The sequence below is a fragment of the Corallibacter vietnamensis genome (assembly GCF_039537875.1).
Classification (GTDB): Bacteria; Bacteroidota; Bacteroidia; order Flavobacteriales; family Flavobacteriaceae; genus Corallibacter; species Corallibacter vietnamensis.
This window is the reverse complement of the sequence record NZ_BAABBI010000001.1, coordinates 148,770-171,654: the sequence shown is the minus strand read 5'-3', so window position 1 is coordinate 171,654 and position 22,885 is coordinate 148,770. Positions and strand designations below refer to the sequence as shown.

The window sequence follows — 22,885 nt, the reverse complement described above, 5'->3', positions numbered from 1 at the left end:
TTACGAATTAGCTATTTTTCGTAAATCTTTAATAGTTTTTATTTGGTTGTCACTTTTAAATACATAACTACCAGCAACTAAAACGTCAGCGCCAGCATCAACAAGCGCTTTTGCATTTTTGTTAGTTACACCACCATCAATTTCTATTTTGGTAGAGGCACCTTTTCTTTCAATTAAGGCTTTTAGTTGTTTTACTTTTTCGTAAGTGTTTTCAATAAAACTTTGACCGCCAAATCCAGGGTTTACACTCATTAAGCATACCAAGTCTATATCGTTTATAGTATCTTCAAGAACATTAATGTTTGTATGCGGATTAAGCGCTACGCCAGCTTGCATGCCTTCAGCTTTTATAGCTTGTAAGGTTCTGTGTAAATGTGTGCAGGCTTCGTAATGCACAGTAAGTATGTTACTGCCTAAATCGGCAAATGTTTTAATGTATCTGTCTGGATCTACAATCATTAAGTGAACATCAATGGTTTTTTTTGCGTGTTTTGAAATTGCTTCAAGAACAGGCATTCCAAAAGAAATATTAGGAACAAAAACGCCATCCATAATATCAATGTGAAACCAATCGGCATCACTATTATTTACCATTTCTATATCGCGTTGTAGGTTGGCAAAATCTGCTGCTAAAACTGAAGGTGCTATTAATTTACTCATTAGTGTGTTGTTGTTTTTTGCAAAAATAGTGCAAAAAAATGAACCCTCGGTAATCAGCCGAGGGTTCTTTCATCAATCAAAAAACGAACAGTTATGTTTTGTAACTGTTGTTACGGTTATTTAGTCGTAAAAACATTACGAACCTAAAAATATGTTTAAGGAAATTTTTATTGTTTTAATTTACACAAAGCCGAATATAAGAAATTAATTCAACTTTTGATAATCAAACAATATTATCCTAAATAAGTTTTCAGTATTTTACTTCTAGAAGTATGCTTTAATCTACGAATAGCTTTTTCTTTAATTTGTCTTACACGCTCACGTGTTAAATCAAAGGTTTCGCCTATTTCTTCTAGAGTCATAGGGTGCTGGTTTCCTAAACCAAAATATAAACGAATCACATCAGCTTCACGAGGAGTTAATGTCTCTAAAGCACGCTCTATTTCTGTGCGTAATGATTCGTGTAATAATTCCTTGTCAGGATTTGGAGATTCTCCACTATTTAATACGTCGTATAAGTTAGAGTCTTCACCTTCAACAAGTGGTGCATCCATACTTACATGACGTCCAGAATTTTTCATAGACTCCTTAACATCGTTAATAGTCATGTCTAACTCTTTTGCAATTTCTTCAGCACTTGGCGGACGCTCATGCGCTTGTTCTAAAAATGCGAAAGTTTTATTAATTTTATTAATAGAACCAATTTTGTTTAATGGTAAACGTACAATACGCGATTGCTCTGCAAGCGCTTGTAAAATAGATTGACGAATCCACCAAACAGCGTAAGAGATAAATTTAAAACCACGAGTTTCGTCAAAACGTTGTGCCGCTTTTATTAATCCTAAATTACCTTCATTAATTAAATCTGGTAATGTTAATCCTTGGTTTTGGTATTGCTTTGCTACCGATACCACGAAACGTAAGTTAGCTTTTGTCAACTTCTCTAAAGCTACTTGATCTCCAGCTTTAATGCGTTGTGCTAATTCTACTTCTTCGTCTGCAGTAATTAAGTCAACTTTACCAATTTCTTGTAAATATTTATCTAGCGAAGCTGTTTCTCTGTTAGTAACCTGCTTCGTAATTTTAAGTTGTCTCATTTAAAAATGCTCCTGTAAATAATTAAGTGAATATTACTTTGTCTATATGGTTATACGTAATAGGTTCTCTTTTTGTTACAAAAAACTTTAATTTTTTTTCAGGGCATTCCTTCTCCTGTTTAAAGTAAACAGGAAAAGTCGCGCTATTCGTTATATCTTTTGTTTTACAAAAGGATGTCACTACTATCGCTAATGCATTTTTATAGCTGTTACTATAATGTCTCTCTCGTATAAAACAGAAATTTGTCTAACAAGCTCTCTTAAAACAGGGCCTAAAATTCTTTTGTCTTTGTTTGTTAAAACGTTGGTTCCAACTTTAACAACAATTCTTTTTATAGTGTCTTGCATGTTATTTGTCTTTACCAAGTTCTACAGCTCTATCAAAAGCAGCATAAGCAGCGTCTTGAATAAGTTGTTTTACATTATTGTCTTCCATGCTATCAATTGCAGCTTGTGTTGTACCGCCTTTAGAGGCAACTTTATCAATCCAGCGTTCAGGAGAAATATTTGATTGATTAAATAGTTCAATAGCGCCTTCAAAGGTATTGCTTACTAGAATTTTTGAATCGTAATCCGAAAATCCCATTTTTTGAGCTGCTTCTAGCATTGATTGCATAAAGTAAAAAACATAAGCAGGTCCACTTCCTGAAATACCAGTTGATGCATCTATAAATTTTTCTGAAGTAACATGTATTGACGTACCTGTTGTATCTAAAAGTTGCCTTATCATAAGTAGCTCTACTCGAGATACAGCATTTGCTTCTGTATATGACGTAACACCTTTACCAACCTTTGCAGGTAGATTTGGCATAGTTCTTATTACTTTTTGTATGCCAAGCTCTTTTTGTATAGTCTCTATATTTACACCAGCCATAAGTGATACAAAAATTTGTTCATCATTTATAAGCGGTTTCATATCCTTAAAAAGGTCTTCACTGTGATAAGGTTTAACAGCTAGAAAGACAATGTCAGATTTAGGTAAGGCATCATCTAGCGATGTGTAAACATCAAATTTTTGTGTAGCTCTTAAGCTTTCAATTTTTTTTGGATCGGTATCAAAGATTCTTAATTTTTGTTTTCCTAAAAGAACGGAATCTGCCATACCTTCGGAATAGGTTAAGCCCATATTACCGGCACCTATTACTAATACTTTCATAATTAAATTTTAATTAAACTTCTGTTGTCAGTGTTATTAAGCCTCAAGGACTGTGCGATAGTGCCAAAAATTAAAATTGATTTAAAAAATCACGAATATGATAATGATTGATGAAATGGTTATGAGTATCTTAATTTTTAGGAGGTTATTATTGATAATCTCTAAATATGAGGTTTTTTTATGTGTGACATCTTGTCCCGAAAGTGAGATAATGTCAGTGTATTTTATAAAAAAAACCTATCCAAAATGGATAGGTTTTTAGTTATTTGAGTAAGAGAAAAAGGGTTTTTACTTATCTTCTCTTGGTTTTCTGTCGTCACGACGATTATCTCGGTTACGGTTATCACGTCCTTTATTGTCGCGATTTCCACCTTTGTTGTCTCTTGGAGCTCTTTCTTTATAACCTTCTGGTTTTGGTAAAAGTGCTTTACGAGATACTTTGTCTTTTTTAGTTCTTGGATCTACTCCAAAGTATTTTACATCAAAAACGTCACCCATGTTTACAACATCAGAAACATTTTCTGTACGTTCCCAAGCTAATTCGCTTACGTGTAATAATACTTCGTTTCCTGGTGCTTCCATATATTCTACAACAGCTCCAAAATCTAACATTTTAATTACTTTTACTTCGTAAACGCTACCAACTTGAGGCTTAAATAACATGGCATCAATACGCGCTAAAACAGCATCAATTCCTTCAGATCCTACGCCTAAAACTTCAACAATTCCTTCTTCTGTAACAGGGTCTTCGTTAATAACGATAGTTGTTTCAGTTTCTTTTTGTAATTCTTGAATGTTTTTTCCGCCAGGGCCAATTAAAGCACCAATAAACTCATTAGGTATACGTCTTGTTACCATTTTTGGCGCGTGACCTTTAACATCTGTGTTAGGTTCAGAAATAGTATCTGTTAATTTGCTTAAGATATGTAAACGACCATCACGAGCTTGTTTTAGTGCATTTACTAAAATCTCGTAAGATAATCCTTTAACTTTAATATCCATTTGGCAAGCTGTAATACCATCTGCAGTACCAGTTACTTTAAAGTCCATATCACCTAAGTGATCTTCGTCTCCTAAAATATCAGATAATACAGCGTATTTACCAGATTCTGTATCGGTAATTAATCCCATTGCAATACCAGAAACAGGTTTTTTCATTTGTACACCTGCATCCATTAATGCCATAGTACCAGCACATACGGTTGCCATAGATGAAGAACCGTTAGATTCTAAAATCTCTGAAACTACACGTACAGTATAAGGACAGTCCTCTGGTACCATACCTTTTAATGCACGTTGCGCTAAATTACCATGTCCAACTTCGCGTCTAGAAGTACCTCTAATTGGTCTTGCTTCTCCTGTTGAAAATGGAGGGAAATTATAATGTAAATAGAAACGCTCTTCACCTTCAAAAGATGGCATATCTATTTGATTTGCTTCTCTACTTGTTCCTAAAGTTACGGTTGCTAATGCTTGCGTTTCACCACGAGAGAAAATAGAAGATCCGTGTGTAGATGGTAAATAATCTACTTCACACCAGATTGGTCTAATTTCGGTAGTTTTACGACCATCTAAACGTAATCCTTCGTTTAAAGTTAAATCACGTACAGCCGCTTTTTCTGCTTTGCTGTAGTATTTAGAGATTAAGTCTCCATAATCTTCAACTTCTTCTTCAGAAAAAGTAGCGATTATTTCTTCTTTAATTTCAGCAAAAGCTGCGCCACGTTCTTGTTTAGAAGATCCTGCTTTAGCTACAGCATATACTTTGTCGTATGCCATATCGTGGATCTTTTTAGCTAAATCTTCGTCTGCTCTTTCAGGTTCGTATTCTCTGGTTTCTTTTTTACCAAATGCTTCTGCTAATTTTGTTTGAGCTTCACACTGTATTTTAATAGCTTCGTGAGCAGCTTTAATAGCTTCAGTCATTTCTTCTTCAGAAATTTCATCCATTTCACCTTCAACCATCATTACAGAGTCAGCAGATGCACCAATCATCATGTCGATATCAGATTCTGCTAATTGTGCTAATGTTGGGTTGATGATAAATTCTCCATTAATACGACCAACTCTTACTTCTGAGATTGGAGTTTCAAAAGGAATGTCTGACAATTGTATAGCAGCAGATGCAGCTAAACCAGCCATAGCATCTGGCATAACTTCTGGGTCATGAGACATTAATTGAATCATTACCTGAGTTTCGCTGTGGTAGTCTTTTGGGAATAATGGACGTAAAACACGGTCTACAAGACGCATAGTTAATACTTCTCCGTCACTTGGTCTTGCTTCTCTTTTGAAGAATCCACCTGGATATCGTCCAGCAGCAGCAAATTTTTCGCGGTAATCTACTGTTAATGGTAAAAAGTCTACGTCTGCAGCTTTATAGTTAGATACTACAGTACATAATAGCATACATTTACCAGATTGTACAACAACAGAACCATGTGCCTGTTTTGCTAATTTTCCGGTTTCGATAGAGATTTCTCTACCGTCACCAAGGTCTATGACCTCTTTGTAAGTTTGTGGAATCATAAATTTTTTAATTCTAATTAAACAATGGTCGTTGTGTTGTTGTTGTGTGTAGTTGTTGTTTTGACCAATGAAAAACTATAATTAGCTTCTTCAAAATCCGTTAGTTATACTCAAACGAATGAGTTGTTATAAATGAAAAAAAGAGGCGCGAAGCCTCTTTTTGATTATTTTCTTAATCCTAATTCTTTTACAATTGCACGGTATCTCATGATATCCTTTTTAGTAAGATAATCTAAAAGCGCACGACGCTTACCTACTAATTTTACTAGAGAACGTTCTGTGTTAAAATCTTTACGATTTTGTTTTAAGTGCTCTGTTAAGTGGTTTATTCTGTAAGTGAATAATGCAATTTGTCCTTCAGCAGAACCAGTATTTGTTTTACTGTTACCGTGTTTTGCGAAGATTTCTTCTTTCTTTTCTTTTGATAAATACATTCTAATATTATTGTAAATGATTGTTATGTACACGAAAGGTTTTCTTTCGAGCGGCAAATATAGTAAATATTTATTATTTTAAATTGGTAAGTGTATTTTTTTAGCGTAAAATACTTTGTTACTAACTTTTACGTTTTATAAATGTTTTAGCATAAATAATAAACCTATCTAAAAATTCAAGCGTATGAAACGATTTTTTTTAAAAGCAAGTGTTTTATGTTTTCTGTTATTTATAGCTGTGTTAACATCTTGTAGTGATAATGAAGATAATAGCACTGTAAATATGCAGTCTCAAGACCAAGATATTTCTGAAATGATCTTATCATCTGATATGGATGTTGTTACAGCTTCAATAGAAGATTACATGATAGAGATATACGAGAATCAAGAAGACGAAGAAGCTAGAGGTGTAGCTGGCTCAAGTAAATTAATGCCCGAATGTGCTACGGTAACTATTGATGCTGAACAGAATTTTAGAGAATTAACTATTGATTTTAGTTCTCAAGGTTGTGTAATAAGAGGGCATCTTTATAGAGGGCAAATTGTGTTGACTTATACACGCGATATTGATGCAGAAGAAATTAGTTTGAGTTATGTATTAAACAATTTCTATTTTGATAATAAGCAAGTGTCAGGCAGCAATACAATTTTAAAAACTTTATCTAATGTAAACGGCAACCCACAATTTACACATAATGTAAACTTAACGGTTACTTGGCCAAATGGTGTAGAAGCTACAAGAGATGGTCAAATTGTTAGAGAATGGGTTGAAGGTTTTGGTAGTGGTGTTTTTACTGATAATGTTTTTGAGGTAACTGGATATTGGGCTTCTGGATTTGTAAATGGAAATACGCACAATTATGAAATAGTAACGCCTTTACGAAGAGAAATGACATGTTATTACTTTGTTAGTGGTGTTTTGTCAGTGGAACGAACTTTGTTTTCAGGTGAATTAGATTATGGTGATGGCAATTGTGATAATCAAGCAGCCTTTACTTTTGAAAGTGGTACGGTAATAAATATCTTTATTTAAAGTTCTTAATATATAAGATAAAAAAAGCGAGCCAATTGGCTCGCTTTTTTTATGCTCTTAATGGTTGATTTGTAATTAAATCAATATAAAGATTTACTTTGTTTTTTAACTCTTTTCTATGGGTTATAAAGTCAAGGAAACCATGCTCTAATAAGAATTCAGATGTTTGAAATCCTTCTGGTAATTCTTGACCTGTAGTATCTCTTACTACACGAGGACCAGCAAAACCAATTAAAGCTCCAGGTTCGCTAATGTTTATGTCTCCTAGCATGGCAAAAGAAGCTGTAGTACCTCCTGTTGTTGGGTCTGTACATAATGATATATAAGGTATGCCAGCATCTGCTAATTGAGCTAACTTTACAGAAGTTTTTGCTAATTGCATTAAAGATAACGCGGCTTCCATCATTCTTGCTCCTCCTGATTTAGAAATAATCATGAAAGGTGTTTTGTTTTTTAAGGCGTAATCAGCAGCACGTGCTATTTTCTCACCTACAACACTACCCATAGAACCACCGATAAACGAAAAATCCATACAAGCAATTACTAAATCTTGCCCTTTAGATTTTCCTACAGCAGTACGAACAGCATCTTTTAGTTTTGTTTTTTCTTGAGCAGCTTTTAAACGGTCTGGATATTTTTTAGTGTCTTCAAACTTTAGAGGGTCTTTAGATTCTAATTTAACATCTAGCTCTTTAAACTTGTTATCGTCAAAAAGAATTTCAAAATATTCTTTACTGCCTATTCTTACGTGGTAACCATCTTCTGGGCTCACGTAAAAGTTTTGTTCTAATTCTTTAGTATCAACTATTTTTCCGGTAGGAGATTTATACCACAAGCCTCTAGGCGTGTCTTTTTTCTGTTCGGTTGTAGTCTGAATTCCTTTTTCTTTTCTTTTAAACCAAGACATATCGATTTACGATTTTAGATTTATGATAAACGATTTTTTTTAGGAAAATCGTAATTTATCTTTGAATTATAGTGTGTTTATGTTGTTAAGATCGTCGAATGCTTTCTTTAATCTTTCTACAAAAGTTTTTTCTCCTTCTCGAAGCCAAACTCTTGGGTCATAATATTTTTTGTTTGGAGCGTCATCACCATCTGGGTTTCCTATTTGAGATTTTAAATAGTCAGATTTATCACTCATATAATCTCTCACGCCGCTCATAAATGCATATTGCATATCTGTATCAATATTCATTTTGATAACACCGTAGCTTATTCCTTCTCTAATTTCTTCAACTGTAGATCCTGATCCTCCGTGAAAAACAAAATCGATGTGGTTATGACCAACACCATATTTTTCTGAAATATATTCTTGAGAGTTTTTAAGAATTTTTGGAGTTAATTTTACATTTCCTGGTTTGTATACACCATGAACGTTACCAAAGGCAGCTGCAATTGTAAACTGACTGCTTACCTTGCTTAATTCTTCATAAGCGTAAGCTACTTCTTCTGGTTGCGTGTATAATTTAGAATCATCTACATCTGTATTATCCACACCATCTTCTTCACCACCAGTTATTCCTAATTCTATTTCTAGAGTCATACCCATTTTGCTCATACGCTCAAGGTATTGCTTACATATTTCTATGTTTTCTTCAATGGGCTCTTCACTTAAATCAATCATGTGAGAGCTATATAAAGGCTTTCCTGTTTCTTTAAAATGTTGCTCGCTAGCGTCAAGTAAACCGTCAATCCAAGGTAATAGTTTTTTAGCACAGTGATCTGTATGCAAAATGACAGGAACACCATAGGCTTCAGCCATTAAGTGTACATGTTTAGCACCAGCAACTGCACCAGCTATAGCTGCTTTTTGATTGTCGTTTGATAATCCTTTACCGGCATTAAAAATAGCACCGCCGTTAGAAAATTGAATAATCACAGGAGCGTTTAAGTCTCTAGCAGTTTCTAATACGCCATTTATGGTATTTGAACCAACTACATTAACTGCAGGAAGTGCAAACCCTTTTTCTTTTGCTAACTTGAAAATCTCTTGAACTTCGTTTCCTGTTGCAACTCCAGGTTTTATATTGTGTGCCATTTTTTAAATTTAATTTTGTTTAAAAAGCAAAAATAAGAAAATTAAATGGCTTAAAAAGGGTAATTTATACCAATGTTATAAACAGCATTTCTAAAGTTGTAATCATTAAACCATCTGTTTTGATTTCCGTAAGATGGATCATAGGTTTTAAAACCTATATCAAAACGAAATACTACAAAGCCAAAATCATATCTAAAACCAAAACCAGAACCAACGGCAATGTCTTCTAAAGCGCTAAAACTATCAAAAGTGGCTTTGTCATCTTCTACATTATCTAAAGCATTCCAGATGTTTCCGGCATCTATAAATAAGGCACCATGTAGGTCTTCAAAAATGTTAAATCTATGTTCAACATTAAATGCGAGTTTTAGGTTGGCTTCATTAAACTCGTTATTACTATTAGATCTTCCTGGTCCTAAACGGTAAGCAGACCATGCCCTGTTGTCATTTGGGCCTCCAGCAAAAAAACTTTTCGAAAACGGAATACTGTTTGAGTTACCATATGGAATTGCAATACCGCCAAATGCTCTTATAGCTAAAACATTTTTTCTACCTATATCCCAGTGCTTAATATAGTCAAGCTCGGTTTTGATATATTGAGAGTAAACTACGTTGAATAATTCGTAATTGCCATCAATGTTTTTGTTTACATCTGCTAATTTTGAAATGGCTGTTAAGAAGTTTCCAGCAGATTCTAACTTAAATCTGAATATAGAAAAGTCTTCGTCATATAAATTCTCTCGTTTATCTTTTATAAAACTATAGCTTGTTGCAAATATTAAGTTATTCTCTGTAAGTCGCTGTCTTCGTTCTTCTATATTATTTATGGTGGCAATGTTTGTTGTTGTTAATCCTGAAGGTGGATTGTTACTTAAGGATTCGTTTATAAATGTTTGGGCTTGATCAGGAATATTTAATGGTTCACCTGGATTAACATAATTTATGTTTGTAGCTATATCATTTAATGTGTTGAATGAATTCTGGTAAACATTAAAATAGTTTGAAGGGTTTAGGTTTCTTACATACTGAATATTAAACAAGTCAAATCTGTTTGTTACTGTGTTTGATGGTCGCCATTTATAATTAAAAGCTCCTGTAAATGTCTGTTTGTCTAAACCTACATTGGTTTGACTCGATGTTGATAAACTGATTCGTGTACTCGGAGACATGTTTTTAGGAATAATTTTTTCGGTGTTGAAAAGAAAAAATATTCTTGGAAATGTTAGGTTCAGGTTTACACCCATTTCTTGAATGTCAAAAAAACGATCATCACCATTTGATGCATCTTTTGAGGCTCCTATAGATCCGAATGCAGAAATTTCTAATGTTTCAGCACCTCTAAAAATGTTTCTCATTAGTAACGATGGGTTTAGTGACACACCAAAGGCTTGTATGTTACTTTGTGAAACTTCTGTGCTAAAACCTAATTGGAATTTTTTTAAAGGTGTTAAATAGATATTTGCTGTTAGTGTTGTGTCTGGGTTTTCAACATACTCTATGTTAGGATACTTAAAGGTTCGTAACTCGCTAATGTGTTGATAAGAGTCTGTCCTGTCGCTGTCTTTAAAAACATCGTTTGGTTTTATAAATACAACATCTGTTAAGGCTTTAGGTCTGTGACGTAATTTAGAATAGCTATATAAATTGTACCCTTTGTAGGTTGTTGAATCTAAGATAGGTTTGTTTCTATTACTATAAGAGAAATCTGGATATATATTTACATCTTTAATGTTGTAAATTTTAAAAGGCTCTCTAATAGTTGTGTCTTGTATTCTGATGGCTCGATTTTCAATTTGAAGCTCTACATTTACTTTTTTGTTTGTGTTTATGGTATCCATTTCAAAAAAGACGTAATCTTCACTAAAATGATAAACACCAGAATTTCTTAAGTAGTCTGTAATTCTATTTTTTTCGTTTTCAAATGTAGCCGTTTTGTATTGTTTTCCTGATTTTATAAGTGATTTATGTTCCTGTATTTTGTATAGTGAATCTACAACAGGCGATAGTATTTTAGTAGATAAGGAATCTATAATATAAGGTTCGCCGGTTTTTACAAAGTAAGATACCTCTGCTTTTTGGTTGTCTTCTTTTTCAGTTTCAGATGTCGCTTTAACATTAAACCAGCCGTTATTAAAGTAATATGCTTCAAGTCTGTTTGTAGACTTTTCAGTTTTGTTGTCGTCTATGATAACAGGAGCTTCCCCAGTTTTTTTTAACCACTTATTAAAGTTAATTCGGGATTCAACATATTTATCTAATTGTTTTTTAGATAAGAAGTTTTCTAAATGTTCACGCTTTTTAGGTTTTTTATCAATTCCAGCATTTATTATAGAATCTATATTAGGCCTTGCAGAATTATAAATGTATAGACGTAAAGGTATACGAGCAAGTTTTCTGTTGGGTCTTTGGTAAAGTAAATTGTTTATAGTTTCAGTTTTGTTTACTTTATCATTGACAGTAATGATGTTTTTTGTTAGTAAATGCTCATTGGCAGGAACTCTTTTTACAGAGTTGCAAGACGCTAAAAATCCTGTAATTACAATAAATAATGCTATTTTTGATAAAAATATTTTCAAGTATTACGTATTAATTATTTAGTAATTATATAAGTATTGTTTTTGAGCGGTAAGCTATGTGTTTCATAATAAACCCAAAAGTACACTATTTCCGCTGAAAAATATTAAAATGATATAATTTGAAATATGATTTTAGGATAAAATTATAATTCTATTTTTTTAATCATTCAAAAAAAAGAAACACACATTTGATGTTATCTAAAAACCAAATAAAACTTATAACAAGTTTAAAACAAAAAAAATATAGGCAAAACCACGGTTTGTTTGTAGCTGAAGGTTATAAAACCATCCAGGAACTGTTGCAATCTTCAATAGAGCTATATCATTTATACACCACAGAACCTTTCAATATTGATGCCAAACATCAAACACTGATAGAAGATTCTGATTTAAAAAAAATAAGCTTTTTAAAATCACCAAATACAGCTTTAGCGCTATTTAAAATCCCTGAACCCAAACCTGTTGCAACAAATGAATTGATAGTTGCTCTTGACGACGTGAGAGATCCAGGTAATTTAGGTACAATAATTCGTCTTTGTGATTGGTTTGGTATAACAAATCTGGTTTGTAGCGAGGCAACTGTAGACTGCTACAATCCTAAAGTGGTTCAGGCAACTATGGGGTCTATAACACGTGTTAATATAAATTATAAGCCATTAAGTGTTTTTCTGGAAACATGTAAAACTGAAACTTTTGGAGCCTTTATGGATGGCGAAAACATCTATAAAAAATCACTTCCAAAACAAGGTATTATTGTTTTAGGGAACGAAGCAAATGGAATTTCAAAAGATGTTGAAAACCTTGTGAATTCAAGAATATCAATTCCTAGATTTGGTAATATTCAAGCCACAGAAAGCTTAAATGTAGCTACTGCAACAGCAATACTTTTAAGTGAGTTTAAGCGGGCTACTATTGAAAAGTGAAATTTATAAATATACCTTGAGTTTTCATGCTGTGAATATTTCCTGTCCAAGGGCTATTTGGGTCAACATCTCTGACTAGCTCATCATTAATAGCGAAAATACCACGAATAGAAGGTGTGAATTTAAAGAAGTATAAATAAAAATCGATACCAAAACCAATTTCATAAAAATACATGTTTTTCTTAATTCTGAACTGACCATTACTGTTGTCATCAGGATTATTTTCGTTACTTGATAAGTTTAAAGCAGTAGAAACACCACCTACAATAAAAGGTTTAAAGTTGTTAAGGCGTTTTGTTGAAATTTTAAGTAACAACGGTATATGAATGTATGTTGACCTTATTTCTCTGGTTAAATCAGAATCTGTGTATTCAAAACCAGTAAAGTAACTTTCGTCATAAGTTATTGTTCTGGTGTTAAAAACAGCCGTAGGCTCTAGTCTAAGGTCTAAATACTCGTTAATTCTTAAGTTACCAATAAGTCCAACGTTAAAACCTGTGCTTTTCTCAACTAAAATATCTTTTTTATCTTGAACATAGTCAAAATTAAATGAGTAGCTATTAACACCAAGCGTGTAGCCATAGGATAGCCTTTTTTTATCAATATTGTCAAGATTTCTTATTCGCTCTTTACTGAAAAGTTGTGCGTTAACAGATTGTGTTAATAACAAAAAGGAGCATATAAAAAGAATGTGCTTCATAGTTTTATTTTGATGATGTATAGATTGTGGCCACGCCAAATGTTTGTGGTAAATCTTTAACATCTATAAACCCAATTTTACGTAAAATATTGTTTAAGGCTTCACCGTAAGGAAAAACAGATGCCGATTCAGATAAATATTTGTAAGCACTTCTGTCTTTAGAAAAAATCTTACCAATAGCAGGTAAAATATTTTTTGTGTAAAAATTATAACCTTGTTTAAAAGGTGTTTTTGTAGGAACAGATGTTTCCAGAATTACAAATGTGCCGTTTGGTTTTAAAACCCTGTATATTTCGGCAAGCCCTTTTTCTAAAGTTTCAAAGTTGCGCACACCAAAAGCAACGGTTATAGCGTCAAAAGTATTGTCTTCAAAAGGCATGTTTTCAGAATCACCCAATACCATTTCAATAGTACTATTTAGGCCTTTTTTTTCTATCTTTTGTTTTCCAATTTCAAGCATACCGCTGCTTATATCTAAGCCAACAATTTTTTTTGCTTTAGTTTGAGCTAGGTTTATAGCTAGATCACCAGTTCCAGTAGCAATATCTAATATAGTGTCAGGATTTTTACGGCCTACTATTTCAACAACTTTTTTACGCCACTTTATGTCTATACCAAAAGAGATAACACGGTTTAAACCATCATAATCACCAGAAATAGTATCAAACATTTTTGTAACCTGTTCTTTCTTTCCTAGGTTACTATCTTTATAAGGAGTTACTTTTGACAAAATGTAATTTTTTCGCAAATATAAGCTATTCGCCTTGCATTAAACAATCTGTCGACAAATATTTGTATTCTAACGAATTAATATATATATCGTAAATTTTGCAGTATATTTGCACTACTTTATAGTATAACTACACATGAAAATTATTATTGCCGGTGCTGGTGAAGTAGGATTTCATTTAGCAAAATTACTATCTTATGAGTCCCAAGAAATAACTCTTATTGATACTAAAAAAGATAGCCTACTTTATGCAGATACTCATTTAGATATCAAAGTTGTAAAAGGAGACGCAACGTCTATTTCTATTTTAAAAGACTCTCGTGTTTCAGAAAGTGATTTGGTTATTGCTGTAACCTCTTCAGAAACTACCAATATCACAGTTTGTGTATTGGCAAAACAATTAGGGGCCAAGCGAACCATTGCTAGAATCTCTAACACAGAATTTATAAGTCATAAAGAAGAAGTTGGTTTTACCAAGTTTGGTATAGACGAGCTTATTTCTCCTGAATCTATTGCTGCTTCAGAAATTAGGTTATCTCTAGATCAGTCAGCTTTTAATGATAGTTATGCCTTTGACGATGGCGCCTTAACTATGGTTGGTTTAAGCTTACCTAGAACAGCAAATTTTGTTGGTAAAACGGTAAAAGAAGCAGCTCAAATATTTCCTGAAATACATTTTGTGCCTATTGCAATTCAACGTTTTGGAACACAATATACCATAATTCCTAGAGGAGACACACAGTTTAGAGAAGGTGATAATGTAGTTTTTATTACATCTGAAGGTGGTGCAGAAGAATTATGTAGCATTACAGGTAAAACCAATACCGAGATAAAAAATGTCATGATTCTAGGAGGAAGTAAAATAGGTTATAAAACAGCTAGAGATCTTTGTCAAAGTAAGTTTAAAATTAAGCTAATAGAAAAAGATAAAGAGCGCGCTTTTGAACTAGCTGATGAACTACCTAAAGTTCTTGTTATTAATAGCGACGGTAGAAATGTAGACTTGCTTGAAGAAGAAAATATAAAAGACATGGATGCTTTTATAGCGGTAACAGGTAACTCTGAAACCAATATTATGTCTTGTTTGGTGGCAAAGTCAAAAAATGTGAAAAAGACAATTGCTTTGGTTGAAAACATGGATTATTTTGAGCTATCACAATCTATTGGTATTGATACCTTGATAAATAAAAAACTACTAGCTGCCAACAATATTTTTAGATATGTAAGAAAAGGTGAAGTTGTGGCTATGACAAAGCTTAATAATATGAATGCCGAGCTATTAGAGTTTAAAGTAAAGTCGAGCTCATTAATTTGCAACAAGCAAATTAAAGATGTAGATTTTCCTCGTTCTGCAATTATAGGTGGTGTTATTCGTCAAGACAAAGGTTATACAGCTTTAGGTGGCTTTAAAGTGCAAGAAGGCGATCGCGTTGTAGTTTGTGGTTTGCCAAGGTCTATTAAGCAAGTAGAAAAACTATTCTTATAGAATGCGACTAAATTATAAAATCATTTTTCATTTTTTAGGACTGTTATTATTATTTAACGGCGGTTTCATGTTATTAGCAACATTGATAAGTTTGATTTATAATGATGGCGTTACTTTTAGGCTTTTTCTTTCGGGTATTTTAGCATTGCTATCTGGTGCAACAACCATGTTTGTTACCAGATCCCATAAGAAAGAAATGAATAAACGTGAAGGTTATATTGTTGTAGCTTTAGGTTGGGTTATTATGTCATTGTCAGGAGCATTGCCTTATGTTATAACAGAAAGTATTCCGAGTTTTACAGATGCATTTTTTGAAACCATGTCAGGCTATACAACAACCGGAGCAACAATATTAAACGATATAGAGGTTGTGCCAGAAGGTGTTTTGTTTTGGCGAAGCCTTACACATTGGATTGGTGGTATGGGAATTATTGTATTAGCAATAGCAATCTTACCATTATTAGGAATAGGAGGAATGCAAATGTTTGCTGCCGAAGCACCAGGTCCTGGAGGAGATAAACTACATCCTAGAATAACAGATACAGCAAAGCGATTATGGCTTATTTATGTAGGTTACACATTAGCAGAAACACTTTTGTTAAAAGTGGCAGGAATGTCGTTTTTTGATGCCATTAATCACTCGTTGGCAACCTTATCAACAGGTGGTTTTTCAACTAAAAACGCAAGTGTTGCTTACTGGAATAATGAGCCTATTATTCAGTACATAATTATTTTCTTCATGTTTCTAGCTGGAACAAATTTTGTTTTAAGCTACTTTGCTTTTAAAGGAAAAGTTCAAAAAATTATACACGATGAAGAACTTAAACTTTATTTTAAGTTTATAACAATATTTACAATTATAGCAGCTGTAATTATTTATTTTAAAGCAGATTTATCTATATCTACAATTGATCATCCTATGGTTTGGGGGCGTGCTGAAAGCGCTTTTCGTCATGCGTTGTTTCAAGTTTTAACTGTGGTTACAACGACTGGCTTTATTACGGCAGATTATACATTATGGACACCATTTTTAGTCGTGTTTTTCTTTGGTCTTATGTTTCTAGGTGGTTCCGCAGGAAGTACTTCTGGAGGTGTAAAAGTAGTAAGGCATTTGGTGCTAATTAAAAATGGTTTTTTAGAGTTTAAACGCGCACTTCACCCTAATGCAGTATTACCAGTTCGATATAATACTAAAGCGGTTACAGGAGATATTGTATTTAATATTCTAGCCTTTTTCATTTTATACATGTTATCCTTTATTGTTGGTGCTTTGGTGTTCTCTATGTTTGGAATTAATTTTGAATCTTCAATAGGTTTGTCAGCGTCTAGTTTAGGTAACGTAGGTCCTGCTTTAGGGAGCTTTGGACCTGTAAATAACTATGCTGCCTTACCAGAGTTAGGGAAGTGGTGGGCGTCGTTTTTAATGCTTATAGGGCGTTTAGAACTGTTTACGGTTCTTATTCTTTTTACGCCGTTCTTTTGGAGAAATAGGTAGCGCTTTGTAACATTTATAATACTATTGCTACTTATATACTAAAGAAGCTTTTTAATTAGATCTTAAACTGATCATCTTGGGCTAAACTCCAATATTATCTTTTATACTTATCAACGTTACTTGACAACCTTTTCAGGTTGTTGAGAAGACTTTTTACGCAAAATTTTTAACTTATAAACTACTTTAGTTATGGGAGGAGAAGGCTCAATGATGACTGCTAATAATTCTTTAAAGAATAATAGAAGTTTAGTGGCAAAAAGAAAAGAGGCAAATGCTTTAAGTGGCAGTTATGCTAGTGTTCAAATGAAAGAGTTTCCAAAGGCAACTCCAGAAATGCTTGAAACTATTAAAGTTAAACTTCAAAAAGAAAGAAAACAACGACTTATTAAACAGATTGTTGTGTGTTCAATCGTTATTGTGCTAATCATAATAAGCTGTATAATATTTGGATAAAAAAAAGCCACTTTTTTTAAAAGTGGCTTTTTTATTTGAGTTTTTATTTTTTAACTCACAGCATCTTTGATTCTTTTTAAAGCTTCAGTAATTTGTTCTTGGCTTGCAGCGTAAGAAATACGTATACAATCAGGGTTTCCAAAAGCTTCTCCAGTAACGGTTGCTACTAATGCTTCTTCTAGTAAAAATAAAGAGAAATCGGTAGCGTTATTTATAGTTTTACCTCGTAATGTTTTACCAAAATAGTGTGATACATTAGGAAATACATAAAAAGCACCTTCTGGTATGTTGGTTTTAAATCCTTCAATGTCATTTAGTAAATCTAGTATGAGTTCTCTTCTTGTTTTAAATTCATCAACCATAAACTGTACACGCGAAGGTGATTCGGTCAACGCCGTAATAGCGGCACGTTGTGCAATACAGTTGGTTCCTGAAGTGATTTGACCTTGCATTTTCGTACAAGCTTTTGCAATCCATTCTGGAGCACCAATGTAACCTATTCTCCAACCAGTCATAGCAAAAGCTTTTGCTAATCCATTTACAGTTATGGTACGATCATACATGCTAGGTATGGCTGCAAAACTAAAGCTTTTTGTGCCATAGCTAATGTGTTCGTAAATCTCATCTGATAGGATGTATATATTAGGGTGCTTTTCTAAAACAGCAGCTAGCGCTTTGTATTCAGCTTCACTGTAAATGGTTCCACTCGGGTTGTTAGGCGAGTTGAAAAAAATCATTTTAGTTTTAGGTGTAATTGCAGCTTCTAATTGCTCTGGTGTGATTTTAAAGTCATTCTCTATAGTCGACGGAATTTCTTTGTAAGTAGCTTCACATAGCGTTGCAATGGCAGAATAGCTTACCCAATAAGGCGCAGGTAATAAAATTTCGTCACCTGGATTTAATAAAACTTGAGCAACATTAGCAATAGATTGTTTTGCGCCAGTAGAAACTACAATTTGGTTTGGTTTGTAATCTAAACCGTTGTCGCGTTTAAATTTTAAGCAAACAGCTTCTTTTAATTCAACATATCCATCAACAGGTGAATAAGAGTTGTAATTGTCGTTTATAGCTTGAATAGCTGCATCTTTAATATAACCAGGTGTGTTAAAGTCAGGTTCGCCTAGACTTAACCCGATTATATCTTTGCCTTCAGCTTTTAATTCTCTTGCTTTTGCAGCCATAGCCAAAGTTGCAGACGTTGGTAGGCTATTAATTCTGTCAGATAGTTGGTGTTGGTTGCTCATTAAAAAAAAAGTATTGTTAAGCTTGTACGGCTGGTTTCATTCCCATTTCGCGTAAATATCTAAAATGAGCCATTATAGCCTTACGTGTTGTTTTGTATTCGTTGTATGGTAAGTTAAATTCTTTAGCTGTTTCTTTCACTATTTTAGAAATTTTAGTGTAATGTATGTGGCTAATATTAGGAAAAATATGGTGCTCTACCTGATGATTTAAACCACCTGTAAACCAATTAACAATTCTGTTTTTAGTGCTGAAATTTACAGTTGTTAAAAGTTGGTGAATTGCCCATGTGTTTTTCATAGTGCCATTTTCTTCTGGTAAAGGCATTTCAGCATCTTCAATAACATGTGCTAATTGAAAAACGATACTTAAAATTAATCCTGCAGTATAATGCATTACAAAAAAACCTAGTAAAATTTTCCACCAAGCAATGTCTGTAAGTACAATAGGTAAAACAATCCAGATAGAAACATAAATAAGTTTTGAAATAACTAATTTACTCCAGTTTGCTAAAGGATTAGGGAACTTTCCGTATGATAACTTTCGTTTCATATACCTGTGCATTTGCTGGAAATCTGTAGTAATTGCCCAGTTGATAGTTAATAACCCATATAATAGTATAGAATAGTAGTGCTGAAACTTATGGTGCCAATGCCATTCAGAATGTTTAGAAAAACGTAAAATTCTACCAGCTTCTAAATCTTCATCATGCCCATGAATATTTGTATATGTATGATGTAAAACATTATGTTGTACTTGCCAGTTGTATACATTTCCTGCAAGTATGTATATACTGCTTCCCATTATACGGTTTATCCATTCTTTATTTGAAAAAGAACCGTGATTTCCATCATGCATTACGTTCATACCAACACCAGCCATGCCAACACCCATAACTATTGTTAAAAGTAATTGTGTCCAACCAGGGATGTTAAGTGTAAGTATTAAAAAGTATGGTGTTAAGAATATAGAAAACATTACAATGGTTTTTAACCAAAGTTTCCAATTTCCTGTTCTTTTTATGTCGTTTTCTTTAAAATAGGCATTTACACGTTTGTTAAGCGTTCTGAAAAATTTAGCAGAATCATTACGTGAAAATGAAAGTGTTTGTTTTGTCATTGCATTGTTTTTTTAATAGCATAACGAAAATAAAATATTGTTATGATACTATTTGGCAAATATAATTAATATATGATGGTATCTTAATAAACTTTTCACAAAAAAATGCACAAGAAATTAGCTATTTTTGCACAAAAATTTACAATATGGAGCTTATACAGAAATACTTCCCAAACTTAACAGATGATCAAATTGAAAAGTTTAAAAAGCTTGAATCACTATACCAAGATTGGAATTTAAAAATAAATGTTGTTTCCAGAAAAGATATAGATGAGCTGTATTTGCGACATGTTTTACATTCTTTAGCTATTGCAAAAGTTATGCCGTTTAATTCTGGTGCGAAAATTATGGATGTTGGTACTGGTGGTGGTTTTCCAGGTGTTCCTTTAGCAATTTTGTATCCAGATTGTTCATTTCATTTAGTAGATAGTATTGCTAAAAAACTTAAAGTGGTAAATGAGGTTGTTGATGGATTAGGTTTAACTAATGTAAAAACAACACATACACGCGTAGAAGAAATAAATGAAACCTATGATTTTATAGTAAGTAGAGCTGTTGCTGCAATGCCTACATTTGTACATTGGGTAAAAGGTAAAATAGCTAAAAGACAAAATCACGAACTTAAAAATGGGATATTGTACCTTAAAGGAGGTGATTTATCTGAAGAGCTTCAAGATTATAAGTCTGCAACTATATATAACATTACTGATTTTTATAGCGAAGATTTTTTCGACACAAAAAAAGTAGTGCATTTACCTATGAAATTTAAGGGTTAAACTCTATTTAACTAACAGTTTTATTCTTAAAGATTGCGTGTTTTGGGTTTCAATATTTAAAATATATAAGCCTGAAGCTATGTTTATTGGTATGCTTGTTTGCTTGTTTAAAGTTAAAGTTTGTGTGTAAACCAGCTTGCCTGTTGTGTCTACTATAGATATTTTAGTGTTATCATACTGATGAGAGCTTAATATTGTTAAATTGTTTCTTACAGGATTTTGGGTTAATCTAATAGTGCTATTAGGTTGTAAGATGTTTGTAGATAATGTTTCTTGAAATATTTCATTTAAAGCAAAATCAACATTTTGTTCGGTCAATGTTACATGAGGTTCATTTTCCTGTGGCATATACCAAGCGTCAAAAGGAGTGATGTTGTTTATGCCTCTAGATGATGTGATTCCTGTAGGTGTGTGAAACCAATTTATTTCATTAGAAGTTATTTGAAAAGCCATAGCGCTTACAGTTGGTATGAAATTAAAAAAATCAGTTTTTAGTGCATTTAAAAATTCCCCAACAAGTCCGTTGGTATCCAAGTCTTCTGTCAATCCGCCAATATCAAATAGTCCGCCTGATGCAGCATCAATTCCGTTAGAGTATGAAAAAGAGCTGCTACTCGCATTGTTTACTCTGTCATTTGCCAAAGGAAACCACCAAGCAAAATCTAAATGAACTTTACTGGTTGTTAGTTGAGACCCTGCGTTTGGAGTAAAATAAGTTTGTACTTTAAGATCTGCACCTGTCATAATGTTTATATCAGCATTTAGAATTTGACTTCCTGGAACTAAATCATTTGATGCAGCAGAATTATCTTGATATCGGTTGTTGCTACCACTACCGTTTATAATAGAAACCTTACGAGGCAATTCTGGAAATCCAGAGTCTGTTAGTGCATTTATTCTAGAGTCTAAAATGCTTTTGTGATTATGTGCTCTTGGTAACGATAAGGAGCTGTTGAAGGTAACACCATCACTATTTGTAATATGTGGTTCAAACTGATCAGTCAGCATTTGTCTTGCTGCTGATGATGTTAACATGCCATTAATAATAGGTTGTAACTCCTCAACATTTTGATCGCCTAGAACCCAAAAATCATCTAGCCCAAAGGCTAAAAAATTAAACTGATGCTGAAACCCAATAGGAACATTGGCACCGTGGTGTGGAGAGTCAAAAGAAATCCATAGCCTTGTGTCGTGATTCATGTTGACATTTTCCATATAATTTAGAGCATAACGTGAAATTAATCCGCCCATGCTTGGACCAATTATTACATTTTGATTGGTGCCTATTTTTTGTAAATTTATGAGGTTTATTAAATCAACGAGTAACATAGCGTTACGCTCAATAAAATCTACACCGCCATCAATGATAGTTGTATCTGAAAGTCTTGTGTAAACAGGGAAGTTTAATATGATGATGTCATAACCTTCTTCACGAACTAGATCTCCTAAATTTGATGTAGTACCATCAGATTCAAAATTTAATAATTCATAAATTCCAGAAATACGTCTTCCGTCACCAGGATCAAAACCATCAACAAGAAAAATTGGCTTATCAAGGATGTTATCGCTGCTTAAAAACAACTCATACTCGCCAACACCAGGATGTGATGTGGTTTCTCCATAAGGACTTAAATCGGCAATAGTGCTTCCTGTAAAGGTGGTTATACTGCGGTTGTAATGTTGTTCTAAATCTTCATTAGAATATGTTATGTTTATTGTGGCTGTTCGCGTTATAACGGTATTATCAGACAGTGTCAATCTAAAAATTATATTTTTCTCTCCTGCCTCAAGATAGTTTACAGTAATATTCTCATTTGTATTTATGTTTCTAAAGCCAAGATCATCATTAAAATCTATTTCAATGAGGTTTATCGGGTTACTTGTGGTGTTTATAATGTTTTCTTCTGATAGGTTGTAAGTTGTTAGTAATCCTCTTTTTTGTGAGCGCAAAGGTGAGGCAATGCTTATGTGTTCTCTTTTAAAAAGGTTTTCTTGAAAGTTGTTTCTAATTAAATAACCTTCTGAATCTCTAGAAACAGCGTTATTTTGTAAAGCTTCATTAGTAAAAGATTCAAATTCTGAATGTAAAATAGCAAGCGGAATAATATTGGTAAAATAGCTTTCCTTTTCTGTTGCCTTAATACTAGACAAAGGCTTTAACCTATTTTGTAAATCTCCATGAGCAATAGCTTTGTATGCTTGGTAGAAGTTTGAAGTGTTTATAGTTTTTTTGTTGTAATCTGTAATGTCTAATATAGGAGAGCTAGGTATTAATACAGAGGTTTCCATACCTAGGGTGTTGAATTTTTGAAATGGATTTTTGTTTTGGGAATAGATGATTGAGGTGGCAAAAAGTAGGAAAAGAAAATAACTTTTTTTCATATACATTAGTTTGTCAATTACATAAATATAGACAACTAATTGGTTGTTTACTA

19 protein-coding genes and 1 pseudogene are annotated in these 22,885 nt (G+C 33.1%); 6 read left to right on the top strand and 14 right to left on the bottom strand.

The genetic code is table 11. The annotated features are described in order from the left end of the window. From rpe to rpsO, 6 genes and pseudogenes are all read right to left on the bottom strand, one after another. On the bottom strand, positions 1-660 hold the full coding sequence (gene rpe / locus ABD690_RS00855; RefSeq protein WP_344726083.1) for a ribulose-phosphate 3-epimerase: 660 nt from the start codon (positions 658-660) through the stop codon (positions 1-3). A 233-nt stretch (positions 661-893) separates the two neighbouring features. Beyond that, complete coding sequence (locus ABD690_RS00850; protein WP_053971370.1) at positions 894-1,757, bottom strand: sigma-70 family RNA polymerase sigma factor; 864 nt, start codon at positions 1,755-1,757, stop codon at positions 894-896. A 201-nt stretch (positions 1,758-1,958) separates the two neighbouring features. Next, positions 1,959-2,105 (bottom strand): annotated as a pseudogene (locus ABD690_RS00845) (glutamate 5-kinase); the annotation flags it as partial. Position 2,106: 1 nt separating this feature from the next. Continuing rightward, complete coding sequence (gene proC, locus ABD690_RS00840) at positions 2,107-2,913, bottom strand: pyrroline-5-carboxylate reductase (protein ID WP_344726076.1); 807 nt, start codon at positions 2,911-2,913, stop codon at positions 2,107-2,109. A gap of 288 nt (positions 2,914-3,201) precedes the next feature. Then, positions 3,202-5,442 carry a polyribonucleotide nucleotidyltransferase gene (locus ABD690_RS00835; protein WP_344726074.1) on the bottom strand — a complete coding sequence of 747 codons (2,241 nt, stop codon included), beginning with the start codon at positions 5,440-5,442 and terminating at the stop codon, positions 3,202-3,204. 164 nt (positions 5,443-5,606) lie between these two features. After that, complete coding sequence (gene rpsO / locus ABD690_RS00830; protein ID WP_106686917.1) at positions 5,607-5,876, bottom strand: 30S ribosomal protein S15; 270 nt, start codon at positions 5,874-5,876, stop codon at positions 5,607-5,609. 184 nt (positions 5,877-6,060) lie between these two features. Here rpsO and ABD690_RS00825 point away from each other — a divergent pair, with 184 nt between their 5' ends. Next, complete coding sequence (locus ABD690_RS00825; RefSeq protein ID WP_344726066.1) at positions 6,061-6,909, top strand: hypothetical protein; 849 nt, start codon at positions 6,061-6,063, stop codon at positions 6,907-6,909. Positions 6,910-6,958: 49 nt separating this feature from the next. On the opposite strand, the gene accD is transcribed toward ABD690_RS00825, so the two are convergent. The 3 genes from accD to tamL form a co-directional block, all read right to left on the bottom strand. After that, the gene (accD, locus tag ABD690_RS00820) at positions 6,959-7,816 is read right to left on the bottom strand and encodes an acetyl-CoA carboxylase, carboxyltransferase subunit beta (protein ID WP_344726064.1); all 858 of its coding nucleotides are present in this window, start codon (positions 7,814-7,816) and stop codon (positions 6,959-6,961) included. Positions 7,817-7,882: 66 nt separating this feature from the next. Next, a complete protein-coding gene (fbaA, locus tag ABD690_RS00815; RefSeq protein ID WP_344726062.1) occupies positions 7,883-8,950 on the bottom strand; it encodes a class II fructose-bisphosphate aldolase in 1,068 nt (355 codons plus the stop codon). Between the two features lie 50 nt (positions 8,951-9,000). Beyond that, positions 9,001-11,526 (bottom strand): translocation and assembly module lipoprotein TamL, encoded by a 2,526-nt coding sequence (gene tamL / locus ABD690_RS00810; RefSeq protein WP_344726060.1) that lies wholly within the window; start codon positions 11,524-11,526, stop codon positions 9,001-9,003. Between the two features lie 191 nt (positions 11,527-11,717). On the opposite strand from tamL, the gene ABD690_RS00805 reads away from it, so the two are divergent. Then, a complete protein-coding gene (locus tag ABD690_RS00805) occupies positions 11,718-12,449 on the top strand; it encodes a TrmH family RNA methyltransferase (protein ID WP_344726058.1) in 732 nt (243 codons plus the stop codon). Here the strand turns inward: ABD690_RS00805 and porT are convergent. Together porT and ubiE are read right to left on the bottom strand one after the other, a co-directional pair. After that, entirely contained in the window at positions 12,436-13,149 is a 714-nt protein-coding gene (gene porT, locus ABD690_RS00800) for a type IX secretion/gliding motility protein PorT/SprT (RefSeq protein ID WP_344726056.1), read from the bottom strand. The genes ABD690_RS00805 and porT overlap by 14 nt on opposite strands. A 4-nt stretch (positions 13,150-13,153) precedes the next feature. Then, entirely contained in the window at positions 13,154-13,879 is a 726-nt protein-coding gene (gene ubiE / locus ABD690_RS00795) for a bifunctional demethylmenaquinone methyltransferase/2-methoxy-6-polyprenyl-1,4-benzoquinol methylase UbiE (protein ID WP_344726054.1), read from the bottom strand. 136 nt (positions 13,880-14,015) lie between these two features. Here ubiE and trkA point away from each other — a divergent pair, with 136 nt between their 5' ends. The 3 genes from trkA to ABD690_RS00780 all read left to right on the top strand — a co-directional run bounded on the left by trkA (position 14,016) and on the right by ABD690_RS00780 (position 17,313). Further along, entirely contained in the window at positions 14,016-15,365 is a 1,350-nt protein-coding gene (gene trkA, locus ABD690_RS00790; RefSeq protein WP_344726052.1) for a Trk system potassium transporter TrkA, read from the top strand. A 1-nt stretch (position 15,366) separates the two neighbouring features. Next, positions 15,367-16,860 carry a TrkH family potassium uptake protein gene (locus ABD690_RS00785; protein WP_344726050.1) on the top strand — a complete coding sequence of 498 codons (1,494 nt, stop codon included), beginning with the start codon at positions 15,367-15,369 and terminating at the stop codon, positions 16,858-16,860. A gap of 189 nt (positions 16,861-17,049) precedes the next feature. Then, on the top strand, positions 17,050-17,313 hold the full coding sequence (locus ABD690_RS00780) for a hypothetical protein (protein WP_344726048.1): 264 nt from the start codon (positions 17,050-17,052) through the stop codon (positions 17,311-17,313). 50 nt (positions 17,314-17,363) lie between these two features. Here the strand turns inward: ABD690_RS00780 and ABD690_RS00775 are convergent, their stop codons facing one another. Next, positions 17,364-18,557, bottom strand: coding sequence for a pyridoxal phosphate-dependent aminotransferase (locus ABD690_RS00775; RefSeq protein WP_344726046.1), 1,194 nt, complete (start codon positions 18,555-18,557; stop codon positions 17,364-17,366). Positions 18,558-18,573: 16 nt separating this feature from the next. Next, positions 18,574-19,674, bottom strand: coding sequence for a fatty acid desaturase family protein (locus tag ABD690_RS00770; RefSeq protein ID WP_344726044.1), 1,101 nt, complete (start codon positions 19,672-19,674; stop codon positions 18,574-18,576). A 146-nt stretch (positions 19,675-19,820) separates the two neighbouring features. Here ABD690_RS00770 and rsmG point away from each other — a divergent pair, with 146 nt between their 5' ends. After that, positions 19,821-20,450: a 16S rRNA (guanine(527)-N(7))-methyltransferase RsmG gene (gene rsmG / locus ABD690_RS00765; protein ID WP_344726042.1), complete on the top strand. Its 630-nt coding sequence runs from the start codon at positions 19,821-19,823 to the stop codon at positions 20,448-20,450. Between the two features lie 3 nt (positions 20,451-20,453). On the opposite strand, the gene ABD690_RS00760 is transcribed toward rsmG, so the two are convergent. Then, positions 20,454-22,832, bottom strand: coding sequence for a T9SS type A sorting domain-containing protein (locus ABD690_RS00760; RefSeq protein ID WP_344726040.1), 2,379 nt, complete (start codon positions 22,830-22,832; stop codon positions 20,454-20,456). Between the last annotated feature and the right edge of the window lie 53 nt (positions 22,833-22,885).

Coding starts and splice junctions, on each gene's coding strand:
- rpe (WP_344726083.1), bottom strand. CDS start 660: ATGAGTAAATTAATAGCACCTTCAGTTTTAGCAGCAGATTTTGCCAAC.
- ABD690_RS00850 (WP_053971370.1), bottom strand. CDS start 1,757: ATGAGACAACTTAAAATTACGAAGCAGGTTACTAACAGAGAAACAGCT.
- proC (WP_344726076.1), bottom strand. CDS start 2,913: ATGAAAGTATTAGTAATAGGTGCCGGTAATATGGGCTTAACCTATTCC.
- ABD690_RS00835 (WP_344726074.1), bottom strand. CDS start 5,442: ATGATTCCACAAACTTACAAAGAGGTCATAGACCTTGGTGACGGTAGA.
- rpsO (WP_106686917.1), bottom strand. CDS start 5,876: ATGTATTTATCAAAAGAAAAGAAAGAAGAAATCTTCGCAAAACACGGT.
- ABD690_RS00825 (WP_344726066.1), top strand. CDS start 6,061: ATGAAACGATTTTTTTTAAAAGCAAGTGTTTTATGTTTTCTGTTATTT.
- accD (WP_344726064.1), bottom strand. CDS start 7,816: ATGTCTTGGTTTAAAAGAAAAGAAAAAGGAATTCAGACTACAACCGAA.
- fbaA (WP_344726062.1), bottom strand. CDS start 8,950: ATGGCACACAATATAAAACCTGGAGTTGCAACAGGAAACGAAGTTCAA.
- ABD690_RS00805 (WP_344726058.1), top strand. CDS start 11,718: ATGTTATCTAAAAACCAAATAAAACTTATAACAAGTTTAAAACAAAAA.
- porT (WP_344726056.1), bottom strand. CDS start 13,149: ATGAAGCACATTCTTTTTATATGCTCCTTTTTGTTATTAACACAATCT.
- trkA (WP_344726052.1), top strand. CDS start 14,016: ATGAAAATTATTATTGCCGGTGCTGGTGAAGTAGGATTTCATTTAGCA.
- ABD690_RS00785 (WP_344726050.1), top strand. CDS start 15,367: ATGCGACTAAATTATAAAATCATTTTTCATTTTTTAGGACTGTTATTA.
- ABD690_RS00780 (WP_344726048.1), top strand. CDS start 17,050: ATGGGAGGAGAAGGCTCAATGATGACTGCTAATAATTCTTTAAAGAAT.
- ABD690_RS00775 (WP_344726046.1), bottom strand. CDS start 18,557: ATGAGCAACCAACACCAACTATCTGACAGAATTAATAGCCTACCAACG.
- ABD690_RS00770 (WP_344726044.1), bottom strand. CDS start 19,674: ATGACAAAACAAACACTTTCATTTTCACGTAATGATTCTGCTAAATTT.
- rsmG (WP_344726042.1), top strand. CDS start 19,821: ATGGAGCTTATACAGAAATACTTCCCAAACTTAACAGATGATCAAATT.
- ABD690_RS00760 (WP_344726040.1), bottom strand. CDS start 22,832: ATGAAAAAAAGTTATTTTCTTTTCCTACTTTTTGCCACCTCAATCATC.